At 42.7% G+C, this 26,425-nt stretch carries 18 protein-coding genes and 2 pseudogenes; 18 read left to right on the forward strand and 2 right to left on the reverse strand.

What is annotated here, in order from left to right; genetic code table 11:
* The first annotated feature begins 1 nt into the window (after nt 1).
* The 7 genes and pseudogenes from ACYQ2N_RS12395 (at nt 2) to ACYQ2N_RS12425 (ending at nt 7,963) form a co-directional block, all read left to right on the forward strand.
* Nucleotides 2–1,603 carry a phage portal protein gene (locus ACYQ2N_RS12395; RefSeq protein ID WP_459999565.1) on the forward strand — a complete coding sequence of 534 codons (1,602 nt, stop codon included), beginning with the start codon at nt 2–4 and terminating at the stop codon, nt 1,601–1,603.
* Nucleotides 1,596–2,543 carry a head maturation protease, ClpP-related gene (locus tag ACYQ2N_RS12400; RefSeq protein WP_459999567.1) on the forward strand — a complete coding sequence of 316 codons (948 nt, stop codon included), beginning with the start codon at nt 1,596–1,598 and terminating at the stop codon, nt 2,541–2,543. The genes ACYQ2N_RS12395 and ACYQ2N_RS12400 overlap by 8 nt, the downstream gene beginning before the upstream one ends.
* A pseudogene (locus ACYQ2N_RS12405) lies at nt 2,536–3,805 on the forward strand (phage major capsid protein). Before ACYQ2N_RS12400 ends, ACYQ2N_RS12405 begins: the two are co-directional and overlap by 8 nt.
* A 25-nt stretch (nt 3,806–3,830) precedes the next feature.
* Nucleotides 3,831–4,166, forward strand: coding sequence for a hypothetical protein (locus tag ACYQ2N_RS12410; protein WP_459999569.1), 336 nt, complete (start codon nt 3,831–3,833; stop codon nt 4,164–4,166).
* Nucleotides 4,121–5,482 carry a recombinase family protein gene (locus ACYQ2N_RS12415; protein ID WP_488199462.1) on the forward strand — a complete coding sequence of 454 codons (1,362 nt, stop codon included), beginning with the start codon at nt 4,121–4,123 and terminating at the stop codon, nt 5,480–5,482. The genes ACYQ2N_RS12410 and ACYQ2N_RS12415 overlap by 46 nt, the downstream gene beginning before the upstream one ends.
* 344 nt (nt 5,483–5,826) lie before the next feature.
* A complete protein-coding gene (locus ACYQ2N_RS12420; RefSeq protein ID WP_459999571.1) occupies nt 5,827–6,990 on the forward strand; it encodes a hypothetical protein in 1,164 nt (387 codons plus the stop codon).
* Nucleotides 6,991–7,270: 280 nt separating this feature from the next.
* Nucleotides 7,271–7,963: a hypothetical protein gene (locus ACYQ2N_RS12425; RefSeq protein WP_459999572.1), complete on the forward strand. Its 693-nt coding sequence runs from the start codon at nt 7,271–7,273 to the stop codon at nt 7,961–7,963.
* 119 nt (nt 7,964–8,082) lie between these two features.
* Here ACYQ2N_RS12425 and ACYQ2N_RS12430 read toward each other — a convergent pair whose 3' ends face one another.
* Complete coding sequence (locus tag ACYQ2N_RS12430) at nt 8,083–9,837, reverse strand: IS1634 family transposase (RefSeq protein WP_459999573.1); 1,755 nt, start codon at nt 9,835–9,837, stop codon at nt 8,083–8,085.
* Nucleotides 9,838–10,122: 285 nt separating this feature from the next.
* On the opposite strand from ACYQ2N_RS12430, the gene ACYQ2N_RS12435 reads away from it, so the two are divergent.
* The 7 genes from ACYQ2N_RS12435 (at nt 10,123) to ACYQ2N_RS12465 (ending at nt 22,975) form a co-directional block, all read left to right on the forward strand.
* A complete protein-coding gene (locus ACYQ2N_RS12435; protein ID WP_459999574.1) occupies nt 10,123–10,515 on the forward strand; it encodes a hypothetical protein in 393 nt (130 codons plus the stop codon).
* 84 nt (nt 10,516–10,599) lie between these two features.
* Nucleotides 10,600–12,468 carry a cell wall-binding repeat-containing protein gene (locus ACYQ2N_RS12440; RefSeq protein WP_459999575.1) on the forward strand — a complete coding sequence of 623 codons (1,869 nt, stop codon included), beginning with the start codon at nt 10,600–10,602 and terminating at the stop codon, nt 12,466–12,468.
* Nucleotides 12,469–12,827: 359 nt separating this feature from the next.
* A complete protein-coding gene (locus ACYQ2N_RS12445) occupies nt 12,828–14,999 on the forward strand; it encodes a cell wall-binding repeat-containing protein (protein WP_459999576.1) in 2,172 nt (723 codons plus the stop codon).
* Nucleotides 15,000–15,026: 27 nt separating this feature from the next.
* Nucleotides 15,027–17,453 (forward strand): beta strand repeat-containing protein, encoded by a 2,427-nt coding sequence (locus ACYQ2N_RS12450; RefSeq protein ID WP_459999577.1) that lies wholly within the window; start codon nt 15,027–15,029, stop codon nt 17,451–17,453.
* Between the two features lie 98 nt (nt 17,454–17,551).
* Nucleotides 17,552–19,077, forward strand: a protein-coding gene (locus ACYQ2N_RS12455) for an IS3 family transposase (protein ID WP_459997760.1) whose coding sequence is annotated in 2 segments (ribosomal slippage) — nt 17,552–17,992 and nt 17,995–19,077 — 1,524 coding nt in all. Because the reading frame shifts where the segments join, the coding sequence is not laid out codon by codon here.
* Between the two features lie 265 nt (nt 19,078–19,342).
* On the forward strand, nt 19,343–21,442 hold the full coding sequence (locus ACYQ2N_RS12460) for a hypothetical protein (protein ID WP_459999578.1): 2,100 nt from the start codon (nt 19,343–19,345) through the stop codon (nt 21,440–21,442).
* Between the two features lie 822 nt (nt 21,443–22,264).
* Nucleotides 22,265–22,975, forward strand: a complete 711-nt coding sequence (locus ACYQ2N_RS12465) for an IS91 family transposase (protein ID WP_459999579.1) — start codon at nt 22,265–22,267, stop codon at nt 22,973–22,975.
* Between the two features lie 335 nt (nt 22,976–23,310).
* On the opposite strand, the gene ACYQ2N_RS12470 is transcribed toward ACYQ2N_RS12465, so the two are convergent.
* Entirely contained in the window at nt 23,311–23,553 is a 243-nt protein-coding gene (locus ACYQ2N_RS12470) for a helix-turn-helix domain-containing protein (protein ID WP_459999581.1), read from the reverse strand.
* A 99-nt stretch (nt 23,554–23,652) separates the two neighbouring features.
* On the opposite strand from ACYQ2N_RS12470, the gene ACYQ2N_RS12475 reads away from it, so the two are divergent.
* The 4 genes and pseudogenes from ACYQ2N_RS12475 to ACYQ2N_RS12490 form a co-directional block, all read left to right on the forward strand.
* A complete protein-coding gene (locus ACYQ2N_RS12475) occupies nt 23,653–24,261 on the forward strand; it encodes an MATE family efflux transporter (RefSeq protein ID WP_459999582.1) in 609 nt (202 codons plus the stop codon).
* Nucleotides 24,262–24,604: 343 nt separating this feature from the next.
* Complete coding sequence (locus ACYQ2N_RS12480; RefSeq protein ID WP_459999584.1) at nt 24,605–24,991, forward strand: MerR family transcriptional regulator; 387 nt, start codon at nt 24,605–24,607, stop codon at nt 24,989–24,991.
* 4 nt (nt 24,992–24,995) lie between these two features.
* Nucleotides 24,996–25,532 carry a flavodoxin family protein gene (locus ACYQ2N_RS12485; protein WP_459999585.1) on the forward strand — a complete coding sequence of 179 codons (537 nt, stop codon included), beginning with the start codon at nt 24,996–24,998 and terminating at the stop codon, nt 25,530–25,532.
* 71 nt (nt 25,533–25,603) lie between these two features.
* A pseudogene (locus ACYQ2N_RS12490) lies at nt 25,604–26,400 on the forward strand (IS1634 family transposase); the annotation flags it as partial.
* Nucleotides 26,401–26,425: the final 25 nt, after the last annotated feature.

Below are 26,425 nucleotides of genomic sequence, written 5' to 3' on the forward strand. Positions count from 1 at the left end.
AATGAACAAGCTTATCGGACGAGTGTTGGCCACTGAAAAAACGCCTACAACCATGGACAAGTTCAATTTTTGGACAGATGCAAATCTTCAGCTTCATGCTTTCGATATCGTTAAAGTGGAACACATCGACAAATCGTTTACTTTTGGCGTTATTGAAAACATCTCTCACATTACGGATGCACAAAGTTTCCTGACCAATTTCATTTCCAGCGATTTCGGCGATGTTGAAATAGACGAACCGACATTGCGCGTTGGGATGAATTATGCTGAAGCCAAAGTTTCGTTCAACAACAATAATCTCTATACTCCCGTTCACAACAACGCTAAAGTTTACTTAGCCTCCGCCGAAGAAATCACCATGGCTCTGGGACTGGATAAGATTCAAAACCCTCTTGTATGCGGTTCACTGAAAATGTATGAGGGTACAAAAGACGAGGTTACATTACCGGTAAAGCTGAATTCAAAGTTCATACTGGGTCCGGAGGGAGCACACCTTAACATTTCAGGAATTTCGGGGCTTGCATCAAAAACATCATACGCAATGTTTTTGATGAAGGCGATTCAAGACCAGTACCTCAGTATGACGGATTCTGACGACAGTGTTGCCTTCGTCATTTTCAACGTCAAAGGCTGTGACCTTATGGCCATTGACAGAGAAAACGATTTTGTACAAGATACGCCAAATGCTAAAGAAGAAACCCTTGTTGAGTATAAGAATTTAGGTTTGTCCCCCGAACCGTTCAAAAATGTAAAATACTTCATTCCGTATTACAACGGCAACTCAGCTAAGCAAAGCACATATCTCCCCAAAAGTGATGTTGAACGTTATATGGAAGATGGTCAGTTAAAAAAATACAAGTATGTATATTCAAGCGATAAAGAGAGCATCGAAATGATGTTTTCAAATATTGACGACCCTGCGCAAACAATGGAATCCATCATCAGTAAAATTATTGATGAAGACGACCCGGACTTCAAAGGACTATCAACATGGGCAGATTTTATTGACAAAGTCACCGAGAATTCGCAGAAGGGATCAGGGCAAAAAGGAAGCAACGATATTTCTGTGTTAAGCTGGCGTAAGTTTAAGCGCATTGTTCGCAAAGCCATTCAAGATGAAATGTTTGCCAACAGGGTTGTCCCTGAAAAGAATGAGTGCCGCTTAGCCGACGAGCTTAAACCGCTCCACTTAATTCAAAACCTTGATCGGGCGACGAACAATAATATTGAGCATCAGAGCCTGGAATTTGTCATGTACACCATGCTCCCCTGGTTCAAACGGTGGGAGGAAAATATCAATATGCAACTGTTAACCCCGCTGGAACGTAGGTCGGGTTACTACATCGAGTTTAAGATTGACAACTTGCTCCGGGGTGACGCTCAGAGCCGGGCGACGGCTTATGCCACCGGAAGACAGTGGGGGTGGCTCAGTGTCAACGATATCCGCAAACTCGAAAACATGCCGCCCATTTCGAATGGCGACATTTATTTGACACCTTCCAATATGATCGAAGCCGGGACGCAGAAAGCCCAGGATGATGTGAAGGCCATGGCCGAGGAAATTTACAAATTCATCACTGAAAGGGGTGAAAAGAGTGCCTAAAAAGAACAAGAAGTTTTGGCAGTTCCGGTCCAAGAAGGATACCGGAGCCGATGAAGGCGAGCTTTTACTCTACGGAGATATTTCCAGTTCAACCTGGTGGGGTGACGAAGTAACTCCCAAAGCTTTTAAACAGGATCTTGATGATCTAGGGGACATCAGCACCTTAAACATCTACATCAACAGCGGCGGCGGGGATGTTTTTGCAGGCCTTGCCATCTACGCCATGCTCAAGCGCCACAAGGCCCAGAAAAAAGTATACGTGGACGGTCTGGCTGCCAGCATCGCGTCCGTGATAGCGATGGCCGGCGATAGGGTATATATGCCCATGAATGCTATGATGATGATCCACAAGGCCTGGACCTTTGGGTTAGGAAACGCCAACGACTTTCGGAAACTGGCCGATGATATGGATAAAATCGATGAGAGCATTCTGGTAACCTATGAAGCCAAAACGGGGCTTGAGAAAGAGAAGATTATCGAAATGGTCAATGCCGAAACTTGGATGACCGCTGAGGAAGCCGTTTCTTATGGTTTTGCCGATGAAATTGAAGAGTCGAAGCAACTGGCTGCCTCTATGGGCAATGGGAGCCTCATGATGAACGGTCTAACCTTCGACCTTAGCCGGTACCGTAACCCGCCCAAAATGGAAGGACAAGTGGCGAATGTCCCATCGGTGGGTGTGCAAAACGAAGGGAGAACCTTGTCTACGGTCAACGAACAGCGGATCAGGCAAGCGAGTGAGTTATTAGCCGAGGTTCTTGACCAGTTGAACGAAACTGGTACCGATGAAAACAGCAACAATGCCTTTAGACCACAGCGGCAACCGCTGCAGCCTGCGGGCTCAGTGGAATCCCCAAACCCTAAGGAGTCCCGGCAAGTACCCGTTAACTTATATACAGCTCAAATACAAATCAATAGGAGGCGACTCGCCCATGTTTAAAGCCCTACTCAAGAAGAAAATCGATGCCCAACAGGCCCTTATTCAAGTCGCGCTGGATGCCGAAAGAGGTTTGACCGCCGAAGAGCAGGCCCAATTTGACGCTCTGCAAACGGAAATCACCGATTTAGAAAAAGCGCTTGCCGCTCAGAAAGCCATCGATGAGCGACAGGCAACCCTCACTACTCCGATCAATCCTCCCGTCTATGCGCAGCCAAAATCCAAGGATGAAAAGAAATTTGCCACCTTTGGCGAACAATTACGTGCCGTCGTGGAAGCAGCCAAACCGGGTGGGTCGATGGATCCCAGACTCTCCATCAAAGCGGCCATCGGCTTAAATGAATCCGTGGGCAGTGACGGCGGCTTTCTGGTCGAGGAGGACTTTACCAAGGAGTTACTTAAACGGACTTACGAGACCGGGGTTTTGGCCAGCAAGTGCAACAAAATTCCTTTAAGCACGGCAGCCAATTCCATGAAAATCAACGGCGTCGATGAGACGAGCCGCAAAAACGGATCCCGATGGGGTGGGATTCAGGCTTATTGGGAAGGAGAGGCCGATGCCTTAACCGGGAGTAAACCTAAGTTCCGGCAAATGGAGCTTAATTTACGGAAACTCACGGGACTCTGCTATGCCACGGATGAACTGCTCTCCGATGCTGGAAGCGGTCATTATGCAAGGGTTTTCCGAGGAATTCGGTTTCAAGGTGGATGATGCCATCATTAATGGAACGGGCGCCGGCATGCCCTTAGGCATCTTAAACAGCAAGGCTCTGGTCACGGTGCCCAAAGAAGCGGGACAAGCCGCCGGCACCATTAATGTGCAAAACGTGGTCAATATGTGGTCGCGCTGTTGGGGACGGTCGCGCCAAAATGCGGCTTGGTATATTAACCAAGACATAGAACCTCAACTCTTTACGATGTCTCTGGCTGTCGGTGCCGGTGGAGTACCGGTCTACATGCCAGCCAGCGGTGTTTCCGGATCTCCGTATAGCACGCTGTTTGGCCGCCCGGTCATTCCCTTGGAGCAATGTGAGACCCTCGGAACCTTAGGGGACATCATCCTGGCTGACTTTTCACAGTATCTGCTCATCGACAAGGGTGGAATCAACGCCGCATCCTCGATCCATGTGCGCTTTCTCTACGATGAAAACGTCTTCCGGTTTATTTACCGAGTCGATGGTCAGCCGGTTTGGAATGCGCCGCTACAGCCTTTCAAGGGTTCCAACACGTTGAGTCCGTTCGTCGCCCTGGCCAATAGAGCCTAATCCAAGGAAACGGAGGTAAAGACAGATGATTCCTGAAACCACTAAAATCATCGAAGCCATCGCCCCTCAAGCCGGGGGCGCCATTACCGGTGATTACGTATCCCTAAGGGATGTTGAAGCTTGCTATGTGGTCGTTCACATTAACCAGGCGAATGTCGCCCAGGTTCCCATCACTCTTGAGCAGGCCCAAGATGTTGCGGGTACCAACAGCAAAGCCCTGACCTATGCCGTACCCGTTTGGGCCAACCAGGACTGCGCGGCCTCAGACGCTCTGTTGCGACAGGCTGATTTGTTAATGTTTATACCGATGAGGGTATTTCGGCCACCAATACCAAGAAGCGTGATGGCTTCAAACGGATGATTGCCGATGCCCTTAACGGCAAAATCGACATGATTATTACCAAGTCGGTGTCACGGTTTGCCCGAAATACCGTGGATACCTTGACGACCGTCCGGCAGCTTAAGGAAAAAGGAGTCGAGGTCTATTTTGAAAAGGAAAACATTTATACTCTAGACAGCAAGGGCGAGCTACTGGTTACCATCATGTCGAGCCTTGCCCAGGAAGAAAGCCGCTCGATCAGCGAGAACGTCACTTGGGGCCAACGCAAGCGTTTTGCAGATGGTAAGGTCAGCCTGCCCTATGGTCATTTTCTTGGCTACATGAAGGGTGAAGACGGATTGCCTAAGATTGTTGAATCGGAAGCCAAAACAGTGCGTTTAATTTATAGGCTGTTTCTCGAGGGTAAGACCCCATCGGGTATTGCTAAGCACCTCACCCAGAGCGGCGTTCCAACACCATCGGGTAAAACAAACTGGCAAGTCAGTACGGTAGAAAGCATTCTCACCAAAGAAAAATACAAGGGCGATGCGGTGCTGCAAAAGACCTTCACGGTGGACTTCCTGACCAAAAAGAAGAAGGTTAACGAGGGAGAAGTCCCTCAGTATTATGTGGAAAACAGTCATCCGGCCATTATTGAACCGGATGTATTCGATATGGTTCAGCACGAAATGAAACGGCGAAAAGAAAGTGGCAGATGCCACAGTGGGGCAACCTGCTTCTCAAGTAAAATCGTCTGCGGTGAGTGCGGTCATTTTTTCGGTTCAAAGGTGTGGCACTCCACCAGCAAATACCGCCGCACGATTTGGCAATGTAACCACAAATTCAAAGGCCCCAATAAATGTAGAACGCCGCACGTTGACGAAGCCACTTTGAAGCAATTATTCTTGAACGCCTTTAACCAACTTGTAACAAACAAAGACGAGATCTTGGAAAACTGTAACATGATTAAGCAGGTGCTGACCGATACCGCCGCCTTGGATGTTGAAGCTGAAGTACTGAAAAGCGAGATTACGGTGGTTACGGAGTTGACCCGTCAGTGCGTGGAGGAAAATGCCCGTATAGATTTAGACCAGGCTGAATACCAACAACGCTACGCAAGCTTTGAGACAAGGTACAAAAAAGCCAGGGGTAAGCTTGAAAAAGTCGAGGAATTGCGCCAAGCCCGCCGAGCAAAACGGGAGCAACTGGATGCCTTTCTTACCACGTTGTTACAGCAGGATTCTGTACTGACAGAGTTTGATGAAGATCTTTGGATTGCGGTTATAGAAAAAGTCACGGTCTTTGCTGATGATGACATCCGGTTTACCTTTAGGGATGGCACGGTGGTAAAGGTGTAATAATTGATTTTAATATGTTGGTAGAGATAGGGTAATTCTTTGATAAATACCGGTCGAGGTTGAGGTAACTTCGACCGGAGGTTTTAATATTTCAAGGTTTCCTTGACAGAGAAAGTTTTGCGTTAGGTGTACCATTTGACCTCCAACAGGGTGTCGCAAGTTGATGATCCTTATAAGGGATAGGGCTATGAAGTGGATTGGTATTTTAGTATCCGGCATTATGGAGATTATTTTTGAGAAGTAACAACAAATATTACGTGAAATCGACATGTGCTTTATGTTATAATTATGAATTGTGAAAAGAGTTAATGACACTTGACCAAAGTGTAGAGGGAGTGAGGGAATTGTTCCGGAGAGGAAAAACAAAGAAATACTTAATGGTTGTTGGACTTATTGCGCTTCTTTCGGTTAGTGTTAGTGGTTGTGGTGCGTCTAAAACAGGCGCTGCTAATCAGCCTACAGTCAATCAACATAAAGTCGAATCGCTCTCAAAAATACAGAGTGAATTTAAAGTCGGTATGAGTATTGATGATGCTATAAAAGTCTTCGGACAAACGACTCTTATTGATGACCCAAATGCACCTCAAACAGGATATAAATTAGCGACATGGGGGGATCCTGCAAACATACAAACTCGAATAACCTTTAAAGATGGGGCTGCCGTTTATGTAGTAGTGTTCGAAAATCACGGCATGACCTATTCAAAGGATGCTTCGGGCGAATATAAGTTTGATGCAAATAAAGTCAGTACTTTGGATAAGGACCATGTTAATAAACTCAAAGTGGGTATGACTATAGAAGAGGCTTCTAAAATAGTAGGTTCCCCTGCCATGCGGAAGCAAGCATCAAAGGCTGAGGATTCACTTTGGTTTTGGGGCGACTCATCTAAAAGCTTAGTAGGTGAGTTTAAATCAGGAAAGATGTTGGTTGCTACATATTCGGAAAATGATAAACCGTTAATAAATATTACACCTGAAGAAACAGCAGAAAACAAACCTCAACAAAGTAAACCCATGCAAGACACCCAAAGTAATCAGCAACAAGCAAATTCTCAACCTGATAATGTGAAACAGCCCACCACTACAACTTCCCCCCTGCAAGCACTTAACGAAGGTAGAGCCCCTGAGCTAAAGGTTGGAGTAGGGACATCAATTTCCACCATGAAAAGTATTTTAGGTGTTCCTGAACTAGCGAAAGAATTTGAGGGGGCAATTTACTATAACTATAATAATGTTGCTTACATCACATATGAGCTAAACAAAAGTGAAAATGATAGAAAAATTACGTCAATTGATATAGTCGCCGGTGGAAATGTAAACCCCTTTGGTATTAAACTGGGTACTACTACTTTCAGTCAAGCTCAGGCCATTTTGGGTCCTTCAAATCCAAGACCCGCTCAAGAAGATAGTAGATGGTGTATAAACTATGTTGCAGGTAAGTATCAAGTCCTTTTCTTTGCCGAGTCACAGACGGCTCCTGTAATTGAATGTTTTATAAAGAGTGTCTGAAGATTGGAAGATTGTTATTTCTCAAGGACATTAATAGTTTTAGACAACAACAAGGAGGGAGATCTGGAAGGTGGTTGTCATAACCTGACGAAAATTTCCTCTAGCCAAGCAGGTGCTGGCTGCAATGTAGTCGTGGGCTTTTACGGCCTGGGATTTTATTTAGTATCTTGATGTAGTCAGTAGTGGTGTAATATTTCGACAAAATTCCAACCGAAGATTTGGTAAAATATATTGGAGTATTAAGGTAATAAATCTACATATAAAAAGGGGAGTGAAAGAATTGTTTTGGAAAGGCAGAATGAAAAAATACTTAGTAGCTTTAGGGGTTATTATACTTCTCGCAATTAGTGGTTGTGGTACAACTCAAACAACTCAAACGACCAGTCAACCCCAAACTCAACAGCAAGGACAAAACCAAACTCAACCACCACAGAACCAAAGTCAACCGCAAAATAGCAATAATCAGTCTCAAAACACGCAACAGGCTAATTCTCAAACAAACACCCAACAAGGTCCTGCAAGTGTAGATTTCACATTCGTAGACGCAAATACTGATAAAATAGGTGTTATGTTAAACAAGTCAATAAATGACAAGTGGGTATTTGGGCCTGACGGAGTTGCTGATGGTCATTTTAAAGTTAAAATAATTATAAATGAACCAATTGAATTTAAAGAAGCTTATGTTCAGTATACAAATTTTGGTTCTAGCCGTAAGTTCCCATGGGATTTTGACGGAACCAATTGGAATCCTGTTGACGGTTGGCCTGATTTCGCGTATCAAAACGATAAATTAGCATTTTTTAAGAGACTATCCCCAGGACAATATACTTTTGACCTATATGTATCTAAAAATTATATAAACGAATTGAAAGATAAAGACATATTTAGCAAAGGTAACAAATTTACTTTAGTGATAAAAGCTGTTACTCAAGATGGACAAATGGTTGAAGGTTCAGCTACTGCAACAACCTAAAATGTAAGTTATCAAAATCTTCTATTTTATTTTTGCATTACTTCCCAAGTTTGGCGTAAGAAATTTCCAGTACTAGGCGCAGCAAGGCTTTGAGCCATACCTAAATAATATTTTTGTCACTACAACGTATTTCCCAAGGATTTTGTTATCTGTTTTAATGCCTTTGGTTTTAATAAGTTTTCACAGTTGAAGAGTTTTGTCCATTCTAATTGTTGCTCTGTCATTTCTGTTACGGTAAGAGAATAACCGGGTGAGCCTTTGATACCTACTTGATTTAACTGGCAGCTTTGCACTTGTTTCAAAACGTCTATGGGGGATATTGAATGTCCAGCCTTCTTTAGCATCATCTCCATCGTATTTACCAGTAAGTAGGCCAAAATGCAAACACTGACATGGGCCTTGACTCGGTCGGGACGCGTTAAATGAATCGGCCTCAGGGCCAACTGGGACTTCATTTCCCGAAATGCCTCTTCTATTTTGTTCTTTTCTCTGTATCTCTGAATGATCTCGGCTTGAGGAATCGTTACATCATTGGTGATAAAACAAGTCATACCATCCAATCGTCTAAGTTCCGTTTCCCTAGTCTTATCAATCATCGCAGATAACTGGAAAGAATGGGCTATTCGTATCGAGCCATCCTTTTTAGTGACTTTTACCTCGATAGGCGTAACGGTTACCTTCATCAATGACTTGAGTCTTCGTTTGGAGATTATTTTTTGCACATCTCGCTCGACAGCTTCCTTCTGGCGAGATTTCTTAGCTACAGCTAATTTTGCATTTTGTTCGGCAATCCAAGCCATGGTTTTCGTGATCCGTCTCTCTCGTGTAGCAATATCTTCAAAAAACCGGGTCACGTCAAATGAGAAAATAAACCGTCGTTGTCCCACCCGGCCTTCCCGGGTATAAAAAAACTGATGATCGTCGGTGGGTACGAATTCATGAAGAGCCAGGATCTGCTCATAATCCTCTTTTAGGGCAGGCTCCGGAACAAACTCCTGAAACAACGGATGGCAGGCCATTTCATCCTTGTCCATAGCAGACAGATAGGTAAGTCCCTGTGCTTCAAGTAAATCCAGATGATCGCTGGATACCATCCCGCGATCAAACACAAGATGACACGTTTTTAAGCCGAATCGCGCTTTAAGATCGTTAACCACGCCAGGTAAGGTGGTGATGTCCTGAGTTTTGCCTTCAAGCACTTTCCAATAAAATGGCGAACCCTGTGGGGTAACCATAAGAGCAATTACAATTTGCTCAAGGTCGGGGCGGTGGTCACGGGAATACCCCAGTTTAGCAATCACGCATTGACTGCCTTCCATGTACGTAGAAGTAATGTCATAGAAAAATCCTTCTCCAACACTAGGATCAAGACGCGTAAGCTGAGTATAGAGATGGGTTTGTAAAGCGTTTTCCTGTTTGTTCAGGAAATCCAATTCCCGGTATACAGCGTAATCATCCGGTAACCGGGAAGAACCAGACAGTGCCGGTAGCACAGTACCCTGCATCCATTCTACAACGTGGATTTTACTCAGGGGTTCAATACAGCGATTAAGTACCATAGCTTCTACCAATAAGCCATCCGGGAAAAACCGATGTAACTGAAAGGTTTCCCAAAGAGCATGCAACAGAATGATGGGTAGAAACAGCCAATGCTTTATGACTACAATATCGGAACTTTTTGCCAATACCAGATCCGGATCTTGTTGTGCTTTAAGGATTAACCTCATTCGTTCGGCATCAGCTTCAGACAAGACACCGAGGTTCTGGATGAGGCGGTGCTTGGGTTTTCCGTCTTTATCCCTATAAGAAGCGACTATTTTATAGTAATTGTAGGTCTTACCTTCTTGCTTGATGGTGACTTTTTTCAGAAACATTGTAGCCCTCCAATTCGAATGTATTAGGACTACAATAAGTATACCACACAACACGTTTAATTCATAGGATTCTTGGTATATTTTATCCATTTATTTAGGTCTACAATATCGGGGTTGGTGCCCTGGAAGCCTTGGTATATAAGGATTTGGCAAAATATGTCGCCAAACTTGGGTTACTTAAAAAGAATGATGAAGAAATACCCTCAAACGTTATTTTACGGGGAAAAGATTACTATGTTTTCCCTGTATTCGATAATATGAATGATCATTAGAGGTAATGCAGTAATGCCGAATGCAAGATTTATGGGTGAAAGCGAGGCCCGGCTGTTAGCCAGCGAGATTGAAGCTAGACATGTCGGAGTTCAGGCGGAAAGGAACGGTTCTACAATGAAACGATTACTTTGGTTAACGCTAGTTTTGATTATGTTAAATACTCTGACTGGGTGTGCTAAAACGGTCTCAGGAACATATGTAGATGTAAAAAATAACAAGTCATATCTAGAATTAAAATCTGATGGAACCTGGTATTTACAAGATGATTACGGTCATGGTTATACCGGTAAATACACAATTGATGGAAATACCATAACAATTGATAATGGCGGACGAGCTGCCAGGTTTACAATTAATGGAGATACCATTACCGATTCCGAGGGTGACAAACTAGTAAAGAAATAGTAAGGCATATTTTGGAGGACGTAGAAAGTTTTGTGTAAAGGAAAGTCTGCGTGAACAATTTTAGTTAATGAAAGGGGTTTGATTATGTCTCGAATTCACAAGTTTGTCTCATTTATAGTAGCCCTGCTTTTATTATTCACATTTAATCCAATATACACTTTTGCTTCAAATCAAACAGTAAGACTTGCAGGTAATAGTCGCTATGACACAGCAATTGCTATTTCTCAACAAGGTTGGAAGAGTTCCGAATTTGCAATTATCGCTTCCGGTGAGCGATTCCAAGATGCCTTAATAGCAGCTCCCTTAAGCAAACTCTACAATTGTCCAATTTTATTAACTTCCGGCGGTGAATTGGATGATAAGCTTAAAAACGAGTTAGCCCGTTTGAATGTAAAGAAGGCATACCTTATTGGAACATTGGCTAATGTTTCCTCTGTTTTTGAGTACCAAATGTATCTTCAAGGAATTGAAACAATCCGATTAGCAGGTAAAGATGATTATGCAACTTCAGCTGCGGTTGCAGCCCAAAAATTTGGAGCAACAGATACAGTAGTTTTAGTTAACGGAGATAGCTATGCTGATGCTCTATCAATTGCCCCTATAGCGGCAGCGAAGGGATGGCCCATATTATTTACAGCAAAAGATTACCTTCCTTCTGATGTGTCGGAGTATTTAGCTTCTAGCGATGCTAAGAAAACATACATCATTGGTGGAACAGGTGTCATTAGTGATTCAGTTGCATCTCAGACTTCTAATCCTGAACGGATATGGGGTTTTGACCGTTACGACACAAATATGCAGGTCATTAGCCACTTCTCTTCGGAGATCCAAACGCAGAAGGTTTATCTTGCAACTGGTGAGAACTATCCTGATGCCCTAGCGGGTACAGCACTTGCACAAATGACCAATTCCCCAATCGTCCTAATTAATCCATACGGTATGTCCGATACAACAAAACAGTATCTTTCCAATTTACCAGGCAGTTCCGTTCTTAATATTTTAGGCGGTACCAGTGTTGTCCCAGATAACGTACTTCAGCAACCAACAAGTTCTACATCTCCCACTTATATGAGTGATAAATTTAAACCCTACTATACTAAGCATGACTACAAAGTGAACCCAGTCCCCCAATTGATTATGGGACAGACGACGTATGATAAAGGATACCAGTTTTGGTCCTATGATGCTGGGGGAGAAACGGCAGCTTCATTCAATTTGGATGGTACGGTTACAACTATCAGCGGGCTCATTGGATTAGATGATAAGTATCCCAACATTGCTCAATCTACCGATACAATAACGGTATTAATCAAAGGCGATGGGAAAACGTTAAGAAAGTATGACCTTCCACCTGGATGTCTGCCACAAAATATCAATCTTAATGTTGCAGGTGTTAAAAAGCTTGATTTTGTTTTTTCCAGACCTGACAATTGGAATCCTCTAGGGATATATGTGGATTTTGCGAATTTAGTCTTAGATAATAGCGGCTCTGCTCCAAATGTTTCTCCGACACCTACACCAATAAGTGAAAAACAATTTATGAGTGATAAATTCGCACCATATTACGACACTGTCGACTGTAAAGTTAATCCCCTTCCGTTGATGAAAATGGGTACAGAATCTTACGAAAAAGGATATCAACTGACGTCATATGATGCCGGTTCTAAAACGGGTGTATCGTTTAATTTAAACGGAGTAGAAACAAATATTAGTGGGCTCATTGGACTAGATGATAAGTATCCTAACATTGCTCAATCTACCGATACAATAACCGTAATATTTAAAGGCGATGGAACAACGTTAGGGAAATATGACCTGCCACCAGGGAGTTTACCGCAAAATCTTAATTTAAATGTTACGGGTGTTAAAAAATTAGACGTGGTGATTTCTAGACCTGATAATTGGAATCCATTAGGAGTATATATTGATTTAGCAAACCTAATGATTAATTAAGAGCTCATTAAATTTTACAAATTATAAAACCCACTTTCCTTTAGGGTTTTAATGAACTCCATAGTTCTACTCCCCAAATTTGACACCACAAATGATCAAGCCATTCATTCTCTTAAATAAACTTGAAACGCTGGGGTATAGCCCGGCGTTTCTTAACCAGGGAGTGCGTGGTGTATGAAAGAATATTTCAGGCAACTAAACAGAGATTTCGCGCTGATTACCCGTTAATTTGTAACATGGAGGCTCTTTCACTTGGTTTTAAGAGGTATATTTATTAATGTTGAAGCAGTCACAGTGTTAATCAATTAAAGGTTTTATTTTAGTATTAAGACAAAAGATGATTAAAGGAGTCGGGTATGATGACGATACAAAGTTTATTACGACTATTTATTATAGTACTTCTGGTTTTGTTTAGTTTCCAACAAAATATTAAACCAAGCTATGGTTACGGGAAGATTGGCACAAGATTATCAGGTAGTTCGAGATACCAGACAGCAAAGGCAATCTCGGAAAATCTAGCAAGTGGAACAGTTAACAATGTAGTACTATGTTCGGGTAATGGTTTTGCAGATGCCCTAGCAGCAAGCGTTCTAGCACATAAACTAGGTGCCCCCATTTTGCTTGTCGATAGTGGGGTTGATTCATCAAATGATGCTTTCGACTATGTATCTAAGCACCTCGATCCATCCGGTAGCGTTTATATTATCGGTGGTACAGGTGTAATTAGCAAAGATTTTGAAGATAGTCTTAATAAATTGGGATTTATGAATGTCAAACGGATTGCTGGTTCTGATCGATATGAAACAGACTTAGATACAGTAAAAGAAATAAATGCTGGCTCCAATAGTCCTGTCATCATAGCCTCTGGCGAAAATTATCCCGATGCCCTAGCTATATCCGGGTTCGCTGGATATTATGGTTGGCCGATACTATTAGTTCAACATGATTCAGTTTCAGAACAAATTAAAACATATATCGGAACGTCAAAACCAAGTACGTTTTATATTGTAGGTGGAACTGGAGTTATTACCAGTGATGTAGAGTCTCAATTAGAGTCTTTAGTACCAAATGCAAAGATTATACGCTTAAAAGGTAATGATCGATTTGGCACAACCGCTGAAGTAGCCAGGACTTTTGCTCCAGCCCCAAGTAATATTTATTTGACGACAGGTTTTGGTTTTGCTGATGCTTTGGCCGGAAGTGCCTTAGCTGCAAAAAACGGAGAACCAATTTTACTAATTGATCCCCAATCACAGGTTTTACCCCCTGCAATTTCCTCTTATCTGACTCAGCTTTATCAAAATGGTATAAATCCTACAATTAATACATTTGGTGGAGAACAAGCCGTTCCTGACAGTATTATATCTAATGTTGAAAATATTCTTTCCGGCAAAACACAAACTGGATTAAGTAGCTCATTTAATCAAGGGGCGGGATACCAGGCCGGGGCTTATGACAGGAATGCTGCTCAACCTACTGATGGTAACTGGAGTAGACAGTCCAGATTTATCGGACCAAATACCCCGGAAAGCCAATGGAACTTTACAACTGATTATATTATAAATTCGTCGCCAGCCATCGGTTCTGATGGAACAATATACTTTGGAACAACGAATAAAGATTTTAGTATAGGTAATGCCAAACTTTACGCAGTAGGTAACGATGGTAATAAAAATTGGGAATTTCCAATCGGAGTAAATGTAGGGTCACCTGTTATTGATAGTGATGGAACTATCTACGCAGGGGGCGGTGATGGGAACCTATATGCTATCAGTTCTGGTGGTGCAAAAAAATGGTCTTTTGCCACCAATGGTTTGTGGATGAAAGCAAGCCCTGCTATTGGGGCGGACGGTACAATCTACACGGCGTCATCTAATGACTCAAAAGTCTTTGCCATTGACAAAAGCGGGAGCAAGAAGTGGGAGTTCCAGTTAAATGGAGATTACATTGATACTACCCCGTCTATTGGTGCAGATGGGACGATTTATGTCAGTAGCAACGGTGGGAAGGTCTATGCCCTAACTCCACAAGGAAATGAAAAATGGGAGTCTTTAGTTGGAACTGCAGAGACTTCACCAATTGGCATTGGCCCTGATGGAACCTTATATGTTGGGACTTCAGATAATAAGCTGGTTGCACTAACCAGTGACAGAAATAAGAGATGGGAATTCCAAACGACTGGACCAATTGAATCAATTCCCGCGATAGCAGATAATGGAACGATTTATGTTTCTGTAAATATAAAGGCGGGTGAAGATGGGCCAGGATTATATTCAATTAGCCCAGACGGTCATGAACAGTGGGAAGCCCTAAAAGGGAAGAGCGTAAGTAGTTCTCCTATCATTGGTTCAGACGGTACTGTTTACGTAGTTACTAATGATCAAAAGCTTTACGGTATCAATTCTAACGGAAGCGAGAAGATGGAATTTTTGACTGGTGGCATAATTACATCTTCTCCGGCCATAGGACAGAATGGAATTCTATACGTTGGATCTTACGATGGCAAACTTTATGCAATTGGGCACAAATAGAAGAACCTGAGGAGGGGGAATAAATATATGCCTAAAAAAACCTATAGAATTATATCTATTCTTTTAAGCCTGGTGATCTTGTTTATGCAATCTTCTATAGTAGCTGCAAGTACACCAACGATAATAACGACATTACCAAATATCAGTATGCCTAGTAGTGTCAATGCAGGCCAAAGTATCACAGCAAGCTGGAACAGCATAAGTGGGGCAACAGGCTACACAATATCATTGCGGGATCTTTCTGTATCACCTAATGATCCAAAACCAATTGATGATACATTTATAACTCAAACAAGTTATACAATACCGGCAAGTAAGTTAATAGCGGGTCATAGTTATAAATTCTGGGTAGGAGTAACAAATGCCGCGGGAACAAATGCCGGTAATGTAGTATATTTTTCAGTAACAGCGGCTCCGAAACAGCTCACAAGCCTACAGAGTAATCCGACATCATTAACAGTAGGACAGGGACAGAGCATCAACTTCGTATCGAGTGTAAAAATAACGGGCTACTATTCAGACGGAACAAGCGAAGATCTCACCTGGCAAGCAGGTAACAATGCCTCGATGGCCAATACGAGCATAGCACAGGTAGGTTCAGGCAATATTACCGGAATTAGTGCCGGAAGCACGACACTGACGGTAAGCTATGGCGGGAAATCAGTAGGGATAACGATAACGGTAACAGGTCAAAAGCAGCTCACAAGCCTGCAGAGTAACCCGACGTCATTAACAGTGGGACAGGGACAGAGCATCAACTTCGTATCGAGAGTAAGAATAACGGGCTACTATTCAGACGGAACAAGTGAAGATCTCACCTGGCAAGCGGGCAACAATGCCTCGATGGCCAATACGAGCATAGCACAGGTAGGTTCAGGCAATATTACCGGAATTAGTGCCGGAAGCACGACACTGACGGTAAGCTATGGCGGGAAATCAGTAGGGATAACGATAACGGTAACAGGTCAAAAGCAGCTCACAAGCCTGCAGAGTAACCCGACGTCATTAACAGTGGGACAGGGACAGAGCATCAACTTCGTATCGAGTGTAAAAATAACGGGCTACTATTCAGACGGAACAAGCGAAGATCTCACCTGGCAAGCGGGCAACAATGCCTCGATGGCCAATACAAGCATAGCACAGGTAGGTTCAGGCAATATTACCGGAATTAGTGCCGGAAGCACGACACTAACGGTAAGCTATGGCGGGAAATCAGTAGGGATAACGATAACGGTAACAGGTCAAAAGCAGCTCACAAGCCTGCAGAGTAATCCGACGTCATTAACAGTGGGACAGGGACAGAGCATCAACTTCGTATCGAGTGTAAAAATAACGGGCTACTATTCAGACGGAACAAGCGAAGATCTCACCTGGCAAGCGGGCAACAATGCCTCGATGGCCAATACAAGCATAGCACAGGTAGGTTCAGGCAATATTACCGGAATTAGTGCCGGAAGCACGACACTAACGGTAAGCTATGGCGGGAAATCAGTAGGGATAACGATAACGGTAACAGGTCAAAAGCAGCTCACAAGCCTGCAGAGTAACCCGACGTCATTAACAGTGGGACAGGGACAGAGCATCAACTTCGTATCGAGTGTAAAAATAACGGGCTACTATTCAGACGGAACAAGTGAAGATCTCACCTGGCAAGCGGGCAACAATGCCTCGATGGCCAATACGAGCATAGCACAGGTAGGTTCAGGCAATATTACCGGAATTAGTGCCGGAAGCACGACACTGACGGTAAGCTATGGCGGGAAATCAGTAGGGATAACGATAACGGTAACAGCGGCTCCGAAACAGCTCACAAGTTTAACGGCCACACCGAACCAGATCACGCTTTATGTAGGCCAACAACTTCACTTTACTGATATTGAAACCATAACCGGAACCTACAGCGATGGTAGCACAGACAATAGTCTTGCCGGGCAAGTAACTTGTACAATAGACAATCCGAACATTGCTACAGTTAGCAATGGTGTTGTCACTGGGGTAAGTGCTGGTTCGACTACATTACGAGCAAGTTACCAGAACCAGATTGCGAATATTACAGTCCAAGTAAAATCAAATCTTACACCAAATATCAATAATCCGGTTAATTATGCTTACTTGGACAAAGCTCCAATAACTATTTCATGGGATGCAATTAATCAGGCTTCTTACTTCAAGGTTTCTCTCCAAGACCAATACTCGGGTCCGATAGATCTACCAGATGGACAAACAAATGATACTAAGTACGTTATCTCTGCCGATAAATTAGAACAAGGACACCAGTATAAAGTTATTGTTACTGCTTTCGATGACAAAGGCAATCAAGCATCCAGTACAGTTAATTTCAATGTTCGCACAATCTTCATGAGTTTCCCAAATATTAAGTCCCCCTTAAGCAATGGGGATCTTGATCTAGGTGATATAACTGTACAGTGGGATCCTCCCCCTGTGTTAGGATAGTTGACGTAGGAACTAAAGAAAAGTATCCTTGAAGGAACACAGGAGGGGAAAACGATATGAGATATCCCAAAGAGTTGAAAAACTCTATTATTACAAAGATGTTACCGCCAAACAATCAGTCTCTCAGTCAGATTCAGCAGGAGACAGGTGTCCCCGAAGGGACATTGAAGCTATGGCGTAAGGAAATACGTGAAAAGGGCTTTGCTGCCCCTGCTGGTGAACAGCAAAGTGAGCAGTGGAGCACACGCGACAAGTTCCTCATCGTGGTTGAGACATCCACCCTTAGTGAAATTGAATTCGCGGAATACTGTCGTAAGAAGGGTTTGTATGTTGAACAGGTCAAGTCCTGGCAGGACAACTGCATGCAGGCCAACGGCGGTGTGGCTCAGGAACTAGCCCTCGCACAACGGCGAGAAAAAGAAATAGAGAAAGAGCTAAAACAGGTTAAGAAAGAACTTCAGCGAAAAGAGTCAGCGCTAGCTGAAACGGCAGCCCTGCTTGTGCTAAGAAAAAAAGCCAATGCGATTTGGGGACCAAAGGACGAGGAGGTCTGACCAGCACTGCAAATCGCGACATCATTATTAAGCTGGTAGAAGAAGCAGTAGCAAGCGGAGCAAACCAACAGCTTGCTTGTGAAGAAGTTGGTATATCCGTACGAACCTTTCAACGTTGGTGTAAAGCCGGGGAACATGGATCCGATCAGAGACCCTTGGCCAAGCGTCCTGAACCGGCGAATAAACTTACGGAAGCAGAACGCAAGGAGATTCTAGAAATCGTCAATCAACCTGAATTTAAAAGTTTGCCGCCCAGTGAGATTGTCCCGATTCTTGCGGATCAAGGTACCTATATCGCCTCCGAATCAACCTTCTATCGAATCATGCGCCAAGCCGGTGAACAGAATCATCGTGGTCGTTGTAAGGCCCCCTCCAGCAAGCCTAAAGCCACGCATTGCGCTACCGAACCGAATCGTGTATGGTCGTGGGATATTACGTATCTCCCCGGACCTGCTAAAGGGCTCTACTTTTACTTATACCTTATCCTGGACATCTTTAGTCGAGACATTGTCGGTTGGGAAGTCTGGCTCGAAGAAAGTGCAGAACATGCCAGTCAACTCATTCGGCGAGCAGTCATGGCCCAGAATATAACCCGACAAGAAGAACCTTTGGTCTTACATTCCGATAATGGTAGCCCCATGAAAGGAGCATCAATGCTGGAAACACTCTATCAATTGGGTATTACGCCTTCTCGAAGTCGCCCAAGGGTTAGCAACGACAATCCTTATTCAGAGTCCATTTTCCGGACCTGTAAATACCGCCCGAGCTATCCAATCGGAGGATTTGCTACGATTAATGATGCCAGGGCATGGGTCAAGGAATTCGTCCATTGGTACAACTACAACCATCACCATAGTGGGATCAAATTTCTTACACCACACCAACGTCACAGTGGCCAGGGTGAAGAGATACTTAAGAAACGGCACCAGCTCTATGAGGCTGCGAAAGCCCGTCATCCAGAACGCTGGACACGACAAACAAGGAACTGGACCTTGCCGAATGAAGTGTGGCTTAATCCAGAGAAGTCTCAAGACGAGGATCGAGTTGAGTCTAAAACGGATGCATCATAGGGGCTGTTTCATCGAAGTAAAGAGTTAAGTGTCAGGGTGCACGCGGGATACCGGAGGCCGAAGGCTGAGGATATGCGCGCTAGCATCCCAGTGACACTAGCGAACAAATACGCTAAAGGACCGAATGGACTTTTTGATCCGCAGATCACAAAAGTTCCTTCTGGCAAGCGCCCGAGCGTCCGGGCTTGTTTTCGTCGTAATTAACACATCGTGTAATAAAGTAATTTTGGTCAAATGCGACAACTATCTTGACAATTACCGTCCTGTGGATGGGGCAAGAAATTATCTTGTATCTGTAAGGAATATCAGGGAGAATAAAATAATAGTCCCTGAGCAAGATCCTAAAGGTACTTCGTTTGTTATAGCAGCTTCCCAACTTTCTGCCGGGCATCAGTATGGGGTATCGGTAGCATCAGTTGATGCCTTGGGAAATAAAAAAACTTCCTATTTGTATTTTACAATAAAAGATCCAAAACCAGTATTAATTCCACCGGATGTATCAGTAAATGGTAACCAAGCACAATTAGTTAAAGTAGCAAACGGTGATCTCCAAGTATCTTGGGATCCCATAAACGGAGCTAACCAGTACTCATATTCTGTTACAGACTTTTCAAATAAGAGTTCAGTCAAGCAAGGAAAAACAAAAGATATTAGTATTAAAGTTGATGCGAATTCATTAAAAGCTGGTGATGAATATAGAGTCGTTATTGCTGCTGAGGATACGGCGGGAAATCAAGGACCTCCAAGCTATGTTGGGGTTATGTATGGAACTGGCGGATCAAATGGAAATGGAACTGTAAATGGGTTTACCTTAAAGGATTTTCCATTAAATCAGACAGATGAAGAATTTACAGGAATAGCCCACTATTTTAAAGGTGAAATTACATCTCAACTGCCATTGGATGTTGTAAATCTAGTAGTTTCGAAAAATGGTCAACAAATTGACGATCAAACTTATAGGCGAATTTTGAATGGAGAATCTAAATTTGATTTAAGCCAAATGTCATTCCCAGTATACGGTGGATACGCCACACCAGGTTTATATACGTTTACATTATATGCAAAAGCTAAGGATCAAGAGGCCGAGAAACTAGGCGCATATAATCTTAATATAAAATCTCCAATCTACAACTATAATATTGAAGATTATAAGCAACAAATATATATGGCTGCGTGGTTAGATGAAAAAACGCCTCAGCAGAATGGAAATTACCCCCCCATTTATGTTAACTTATATAAAGAAGGGACATCAACATTATTAAAAAAATATTTATTATCTGATAAAGTTACCGATGAATTCGGCAGACTAGCATTTGAAAGGTATGTTGATGCATCTGATTTTCCCGTTGGGGTCAAATTGACTGCAGTCTTTTATGTTGATGGTTTTGATGAGGCAGTAAAATCAAATAATGTTCTTCCATTCAAATCTAATATTGTAATACCCAAACCTTCAGAAGCCTTACCAACTAAGGGCACTAGTTATGCGGGATATACCCCAAATTTCGGACCCCTTAGCGTTAATAAAAGTAATAATAACATAGAGATTAAAGTAGGTTCTGAGATTCCCATTGAAATAACTGCAAATAACATTAGCTATTTAAATGTTGGAATCCGAAAGATTAGATATTTAGATGGGACTGTTATACAGAATCCTTATACAAATTTGTCAGAAAACATCTATACGAATTCTTCGACTTACCACCTTTGGTATCCATGTACGTTCAATAACCTGGGGATTTATGAAGTCTTTGTAACTGGCAGTAATACTCCTGGAGCAAATGAGAATGGACATCAAATTGTTGCCTCGAATATAATAACTATAACGGTTGTTGGCCCGGATGGTAATAATACAAATAATAATACAACAATAAAGAGTTTACTAACAAAATATCTGCGTACACCGGATTTTTATATGGTCGAAGTTGGTGCTGAAGCGGCAAAAGGAGTACATTGGGCAATATATAGGGATCGTTATAACCGGTTTTATGATTCAGTTGGTAAAGATGTAGGATTAGGCGCACTTAATGGTCAGATTATGGTAGGTTGGATCAGGGGTCCAGTAATACCATCTCCTGGTGAATTACACGACTTTTTGGACGGTTTTCCAACTATGTCATTCGGAGGAGGATTTGTTGTCGGATATTCTCTAATTAGAAATGATAAATTAGATTTGACAGCTGATTGTATTGGGTTTACTACACCTCAAGGCGGTATTGGTACAGATATCTGGAGTCATAGTGATATTGACGACTCTGGAATGGATCCAAATAAAATTTACGCTACGATCTCTGAAGAAGATTTAAAAAAATTATGTGCTGAGATGCAGGATGTAGATGCTCATTTCGAGCCTGGTCCTTCAAAATAGGTTTTATTTAATACTTCGGGGAAGAAACCGAGAGGTGTCTTCCCTTTGTCTATAATAGATGATGAAAAGGAACACTCAGTCTTGGTGCCGATATTAAGCTGATCCAAAACCAGATGTAAAAGTTCAAAGAGCAACAGACCGAACGGCTTATGGGGGAAAAGAGGGTGGAGAAATTGCGGGATTATCTGATAGCGCAGGAAGATAAGATTAGCAAGTTTGACGATGTGTTATTTCGGAGGTTCATGGAAAAGGTAATGATTCAATCGATGGCGGAGGTCCGTTTTTGTTTAAGGTGGGCGTTGAGGTGCGGGAGGTACTTTAAACTGGAATGCCGGTCGGGGTTGAGGTGACTTCGACTGGTATTTCTTACAAGCATAAATTTATCAGTTTGTCAAGTATTTTCACAACCGACATTTTTCAGTCTCACTGTGATTTCTAGCGAGACACTTTAAGACATTGTGCCCAGACAGGGCACGTTGAGACCGTGATTCTGCTCAGAGTTTTGCGGTTAAACCAGTTCAAGGAAATATGAGGAATGCACCCCTCCTTAAAAATGCACCTCCAAAAACACAAATGCACCCCCTTTGATCAAAAGCGGAGGTGCATCGTTAATTTGTATCAAAGATTGAGTTATTAGACAAAATTTACCAGAAAAGAAAGAATATGTTTTGTTGTGGCAATACCCATAACTTTTCCGTTTGGAAAAGTTATGCTTCCTTTTTAAATATATCAGAAAGTATAAGTTTTTGGGGTACCTCTACACTTTTAGGGGTACCCCTTTACTTGCAGATTTGGTAAGCTAAGCATATGGAAGCTAATGTTTTGAAAGAGATATTCTTTGATTCGCATAGGCACTGGGATGCTTTTGTAGAGAAATACGGTAGTCGTATCAGGCCGATTGTGATCAAAGAGGTTGAGAAGTTTCATCGATGTGGAGATCCCAAAAACGGTTTTAAACTATTGGTATGTGAAGCCTGCCACGACATAAAAATCGTTCCGTATCGTTGTAAAGGTAGGTTCTGTACCACTTGTTCCAGCGGAGAGACGGAAGAGTGGAGTCGATTAATTGCAGATGAAATGTTTCAGGTGAATCATCGCCATGTTATTTTCACGATTGATGAAGGGTTAAGGGTTATCTTTCAAAAACACCGTGAACTCTTAAAAGACCTAATGGACGAAGCGGTCCGGATTATACAGGAGTACTTTAAGAAAAAATTAAAAGCCCTTCCGGGGGTAGTAGCAGGGCTACATACATTTGGAGCCCGGATGAATTTCAACCCCCATGTCCATATGCTTGTGACAATGGGCGGAATGAAAAAAGGCGGCGCGTGGAAAGTTTATGACTATATCCCCTTCGAGATGCTTCGTAAACAGTGGCAAACTGTCGTCTTGAAGTTGATTCGCCGATCACTGAACGACGTTGAAAAGAAGGAAGTACAGCCTTTATTACAGAAGGCTTACAGCGCAAATGGGGAGGGATTTTATGTATATGCTCCTAAACACAAAGGAAATGTTAAAGAGCAACTAGCGTAATTGGCCGGTATATTCGCCGACCGGCCATTGCTTTGCATCGGATGGGACTTGCACATGTCTACCCATAATTCCTTGCCAATCCCTATCCTTTTAATGTTATCAAAGTCCAGGACCGGCTTAACGGCTGTAAAGAAAGCATCAATCTCTTCTTCGGAATAAGTGATCTTTTTTAAACCCTTACGACAATGCTCAATAAATTCGCATACTACAACCTCTGATATAATGGGTTTAAAAAATTCGGCACTCCTAGCAAGCTGTATGATCTTATAATTGACTCCAGGTGAAATAATAGCTCCACATAAAACAGTTGTATCAAGCAAAACTCTATCCATTGCCTACAAGTCCCACAGATCATTGTCTTCGTCAATTGGGGGCATGCCGGTTCTTTTGGTCCATAGCTTTTCGAAAATAGCTTCACTGGTGGCATCCTCCTCGTCAGTAGTCCTGAATTGATCTGCTGGTATGCGATAGTGGCCGCCTGGAGTTTGAAAGGCCTTAATTTTGCCAGTTTCTATCCAGTTAATAATTGCTTGGTTTGACACTCCAAGTTTTTTAGCCACATCTCCTGTAGTAAGCATTTTTAAATCATTTTGGCCTTGGTCTAGTTGGATGGCACTCAAACACAAATTTAACTGGCCAATGATTAAAAAAATCTTAAGATTGGTGTTCCGTATGGATTGGAAAACGGCTTGTTCTATTTGGGAAGAATCATTGTACTCAGCCTGGTTGCTACTTTTGGTACGGCAGCAATTGCGGCAAATGCGGTGTCGGGTACCATTGTTATGTTTGAAGTACTGCCGGGTATGGCAATTGGTCTTGGTTTAACTGTAGTTATATCAAGAAGTGTCGGCGCAGGAGATTATGAACAGGCTAAATATTACACCAAAAAGATTATGGGTATTGTGTATGTGGCACATGTATTAAGCTGCGCATTAGTACTTGCTTTACTCCCAGTCATATTAAATGTCTACGGATTATCTGAGATCGCAACGTCATTGACCACACAAATCGTTTGGTGGCATGCAGCATTTACAGTAGCAATCTGGCCACTTGGTTATACCTTGCCTGTGACATTCCGCTCATCAGGAGATGCCAAATTTCCAATGATTGTTAGTATGTTTTCCATGTTTTTCTGTCGTATTGCACTAGCTTATCTGCTCGGTATTTATTTTAATATGGGAATGTTCGGCACATGGGTGGCTATGTTTATTGACTGGATTGTCAAGGCAATCATTTTCGTAAACCGGTATATCAGTGGAAAATGGACTAAGTTTCATGCAATTTAACCGATCTCTGTATAATAGCCAGCAACTGTAAGGCTCATGGGATGACAGCGCTCTCAGAAACTCAGGATCTTACATTGGATATAAGCCAAAAGATTCTTGAAAAAGCACTGTGATTTTCTTCCATAACTTATGCCCTGTCTGCCAGTAAGGCATTTTAAAGCTATAAGATAACTTTGCGAACGTTGTTGACCAAATAGAGCTTGCCGTCGAGTTCTTAAAGGACGGACGCACATAACATTCTGTATTTTTAAATAGTAGCATGGATTAGTGCTACTATTTAAAAACTCTTGACTTGGAGTTAACTCAAGGCATTAAAATATCGGATATCAGGAGGTGAAACGGTATGACGATTACAGAAGTAAGTGAAAAATTTGATATTCCACAGGATACACTCCGCTATTATGAACGCATCGGACTGATACCTCGTGTGAACCGCAATAAAAGCGGAATCAGGGATTATACGGAAGAAGACTGTAAGTGGGTTGAATTTATCAAATGTATGCGAGGCGCAGGTCTTCCGATTGAGGTATTGATTGAGTATGTTGCGCTGTTTCAACAGGGTGATGAAACCATTGAGGTAAGAAAAGAACTTTTTATCGAGCAGCGTAAGCAGCTCATAGCAAGAATGGAAGATATGAAGAAAACGCTGGAACGCCTGGATTATAAAATTGCAGTATATGAACAGGCAGTTGTTGAAAAAGAAAAAGCACTAAAAAGATCGGAGAATTAATTTTATGGGCAAAAATGTATTGATATTATCTGCAAGTCCAAGGAGAGGCGGCAATTCCGATTTGCTGTGCGATCAGTTTTTGCTTGGTGCACAGGAGGCCGGCAATCAGACGGAAAAGATTTTTTTGAGAGACAAAAAGATTGGCTACTGCACCGGGTGCGAGTCATGTTATATCAGCCATAAGTGTGTTCAGAAGGATGACATGGCGGAAATTTTGGAGAAAATGATTGCCGCCGATGTGATCGTTATGGCGACGCCGGTTTACTTCTATACTATGGACGCTCAGATTAAAACGCTGATTGATAGAACTGTTCCGAGATATGAAGAAATCACAGGCAAGGAGTTCTATTTCATCGTTACCGCCGCCGACAGCAGTAAGCAGTCCATGGAAAGGACGCTTGACGGCTTTCGCGGTTTTACGGTATGTCTGAACGGTGCAAAAGAAAAGGGTGTCATATATGGTGTCGGCGCATGGCGCAAGGGTGACATCATCGGCAGTACAGCCATGGATCAGACTTATGAAATGGGAAAAACAGTATAGGCAGAGATGGTATTTCAGTAGAAAATGGATGCAGTTCAATTCGATTTAGTGGAACGTGGAGCTTAAAAACGGATTTTCTCCTTGAATCCGAAGAGGAGATTCAGCACGAAGTGTTTAATGCGGTGGCCGATCTTTTTAACCTTGAGGTGGATCTTCTCTTTTTCGATACGACCTCAACTTATTTTGAAATGGATGAGTGGGATGAAGAAGAGTTTAAGCTTCCTGAGCATTCTAAGGATAGCCGACCGGACCTTCCTCAAATCGTCATCGGCTTAGCGGTCACTCGGGATGGCATTCCGATTCGCTGCTGGTCTTGGCCGGGAAACACTTCAGATATGACCGTCATTCCAAAGCACATTGCCGCCTTAACAGTCACATGGTTTACAAGAAATATCTCAAGATGGATTCGAAGGGTAATCTGAAGATCAATACCCAAGCCGTAAAAGAGATGGAACGGCTGGACGGAAAATATTTGATTCGCACTTCGGATGACACGCTTTCTGTGGAGGACGTTGCTTTAGGTTTTAAGCAACTGCATGAAGTCGAACATGCCTTTCGAACGTTAAAAACCACTTTAGAACTTCGTCCCGTGTATCATCGCAAGGAAGAACGCATTCGCGCCCATGTCGTTCTATGTTGGTTGGCTCTTCTTCTCGTCCGACTGGCCGAAGTGAACACGCACCAAACGTGGGAAAATTTACGTTCGGAGCTGGAAGATTTGCACTTGATAGAATACGAATCGATTGACGGAAAAGTATGGCAGAGAACTGAATTAACCGAAGCGCAAAAGAGAATTCTTTTCTTGCTTGAAATCCCGGAACCCGCGAAAATATGGGATATTTCCATTCTGAAGGGTTCAAAATCGTAGATACACGACATGTTATCCACAATTG

Source organism: Paradesulfitobacterium aromaticivorans, assembly GCF_054657415.1.

Excerpts from the sequence above, each read along its gene's own strand:
- ACYQ2N_RS12450 (WP_459999577.1), top strand. The coding sequence starts at position 15,027 with ATGCCTAAAAAAACCTATAGAATTATATCTATTCTTTTAAGCCTGGTG.
- ACYQ2N_RS12435 (WP_459999574.1), top strand. The coding sequence starts at position 10,123 with ATGCCGAATGCAAGATTTATGGGTGAAAGCGAGGCCCGGCTGTTAGCC.
- ACYQ2N_RS12485 (WP_459999585.1), top strand. The coding sequence starts at position 24,996 with ATGGGCAAAAATGTATTGATATTATCTGCAAGTCCAAGGAGAGGCGGC.
- ACYQ2N_RS12480 (WP_459999584.1), top strand. The coding sequence starts at position 24,605 with ATGACGATTACAGAAGTAAGTGAAAAATTTGATATTCCACAGGATACA.
- ACYQ2N_RS12395 (WP_459999565.1), top strand. The coding sequence starts at position 2 with ATGAACAAGCTTATCGGACGAGTGTTGGCCACTGAAAAAACGCCTACA.
- ACYQ2N_RS12440 (WP_459999575.1), top strand. The coding sequence starts at position 10,600 with ATGTCTCGAATTCACAAGTTTGTCTCATTTATAGTAGCCCTGCTTTTA.
- ACYQ2N_RS12430 (WP_459999573.1), bottom strand. The coding sequence starts at position 9,837 with ATGTTTCTGAAAAAAGTCACCATCAAGCAAGAAGGTAAGACCTACAAT.
- ACYQ2N_RS12410 (WP_459999569.1), top strand. The coding sequence starts at position 3,831 with ATGATTCCTGAAACCACTAAAATCATCGAAGCCATCGCCCCTCAAGCC.
- ACYQ2N_RS12445 (WP_459999576.1), top strand. The coding sequence starts at position 12,828 with ATGACGATACAAAGTTTATTACGACTATTTATTATAGTACTTCTGGTT.
- ACYQ2N_RS12470 (WP_459999581.1), bottom strand. The coding sequence starts at position 23,553 with ATGCTTACTACAGGAGATGTGGCTAAAAAACTTGGAGTGTCAAACCAA.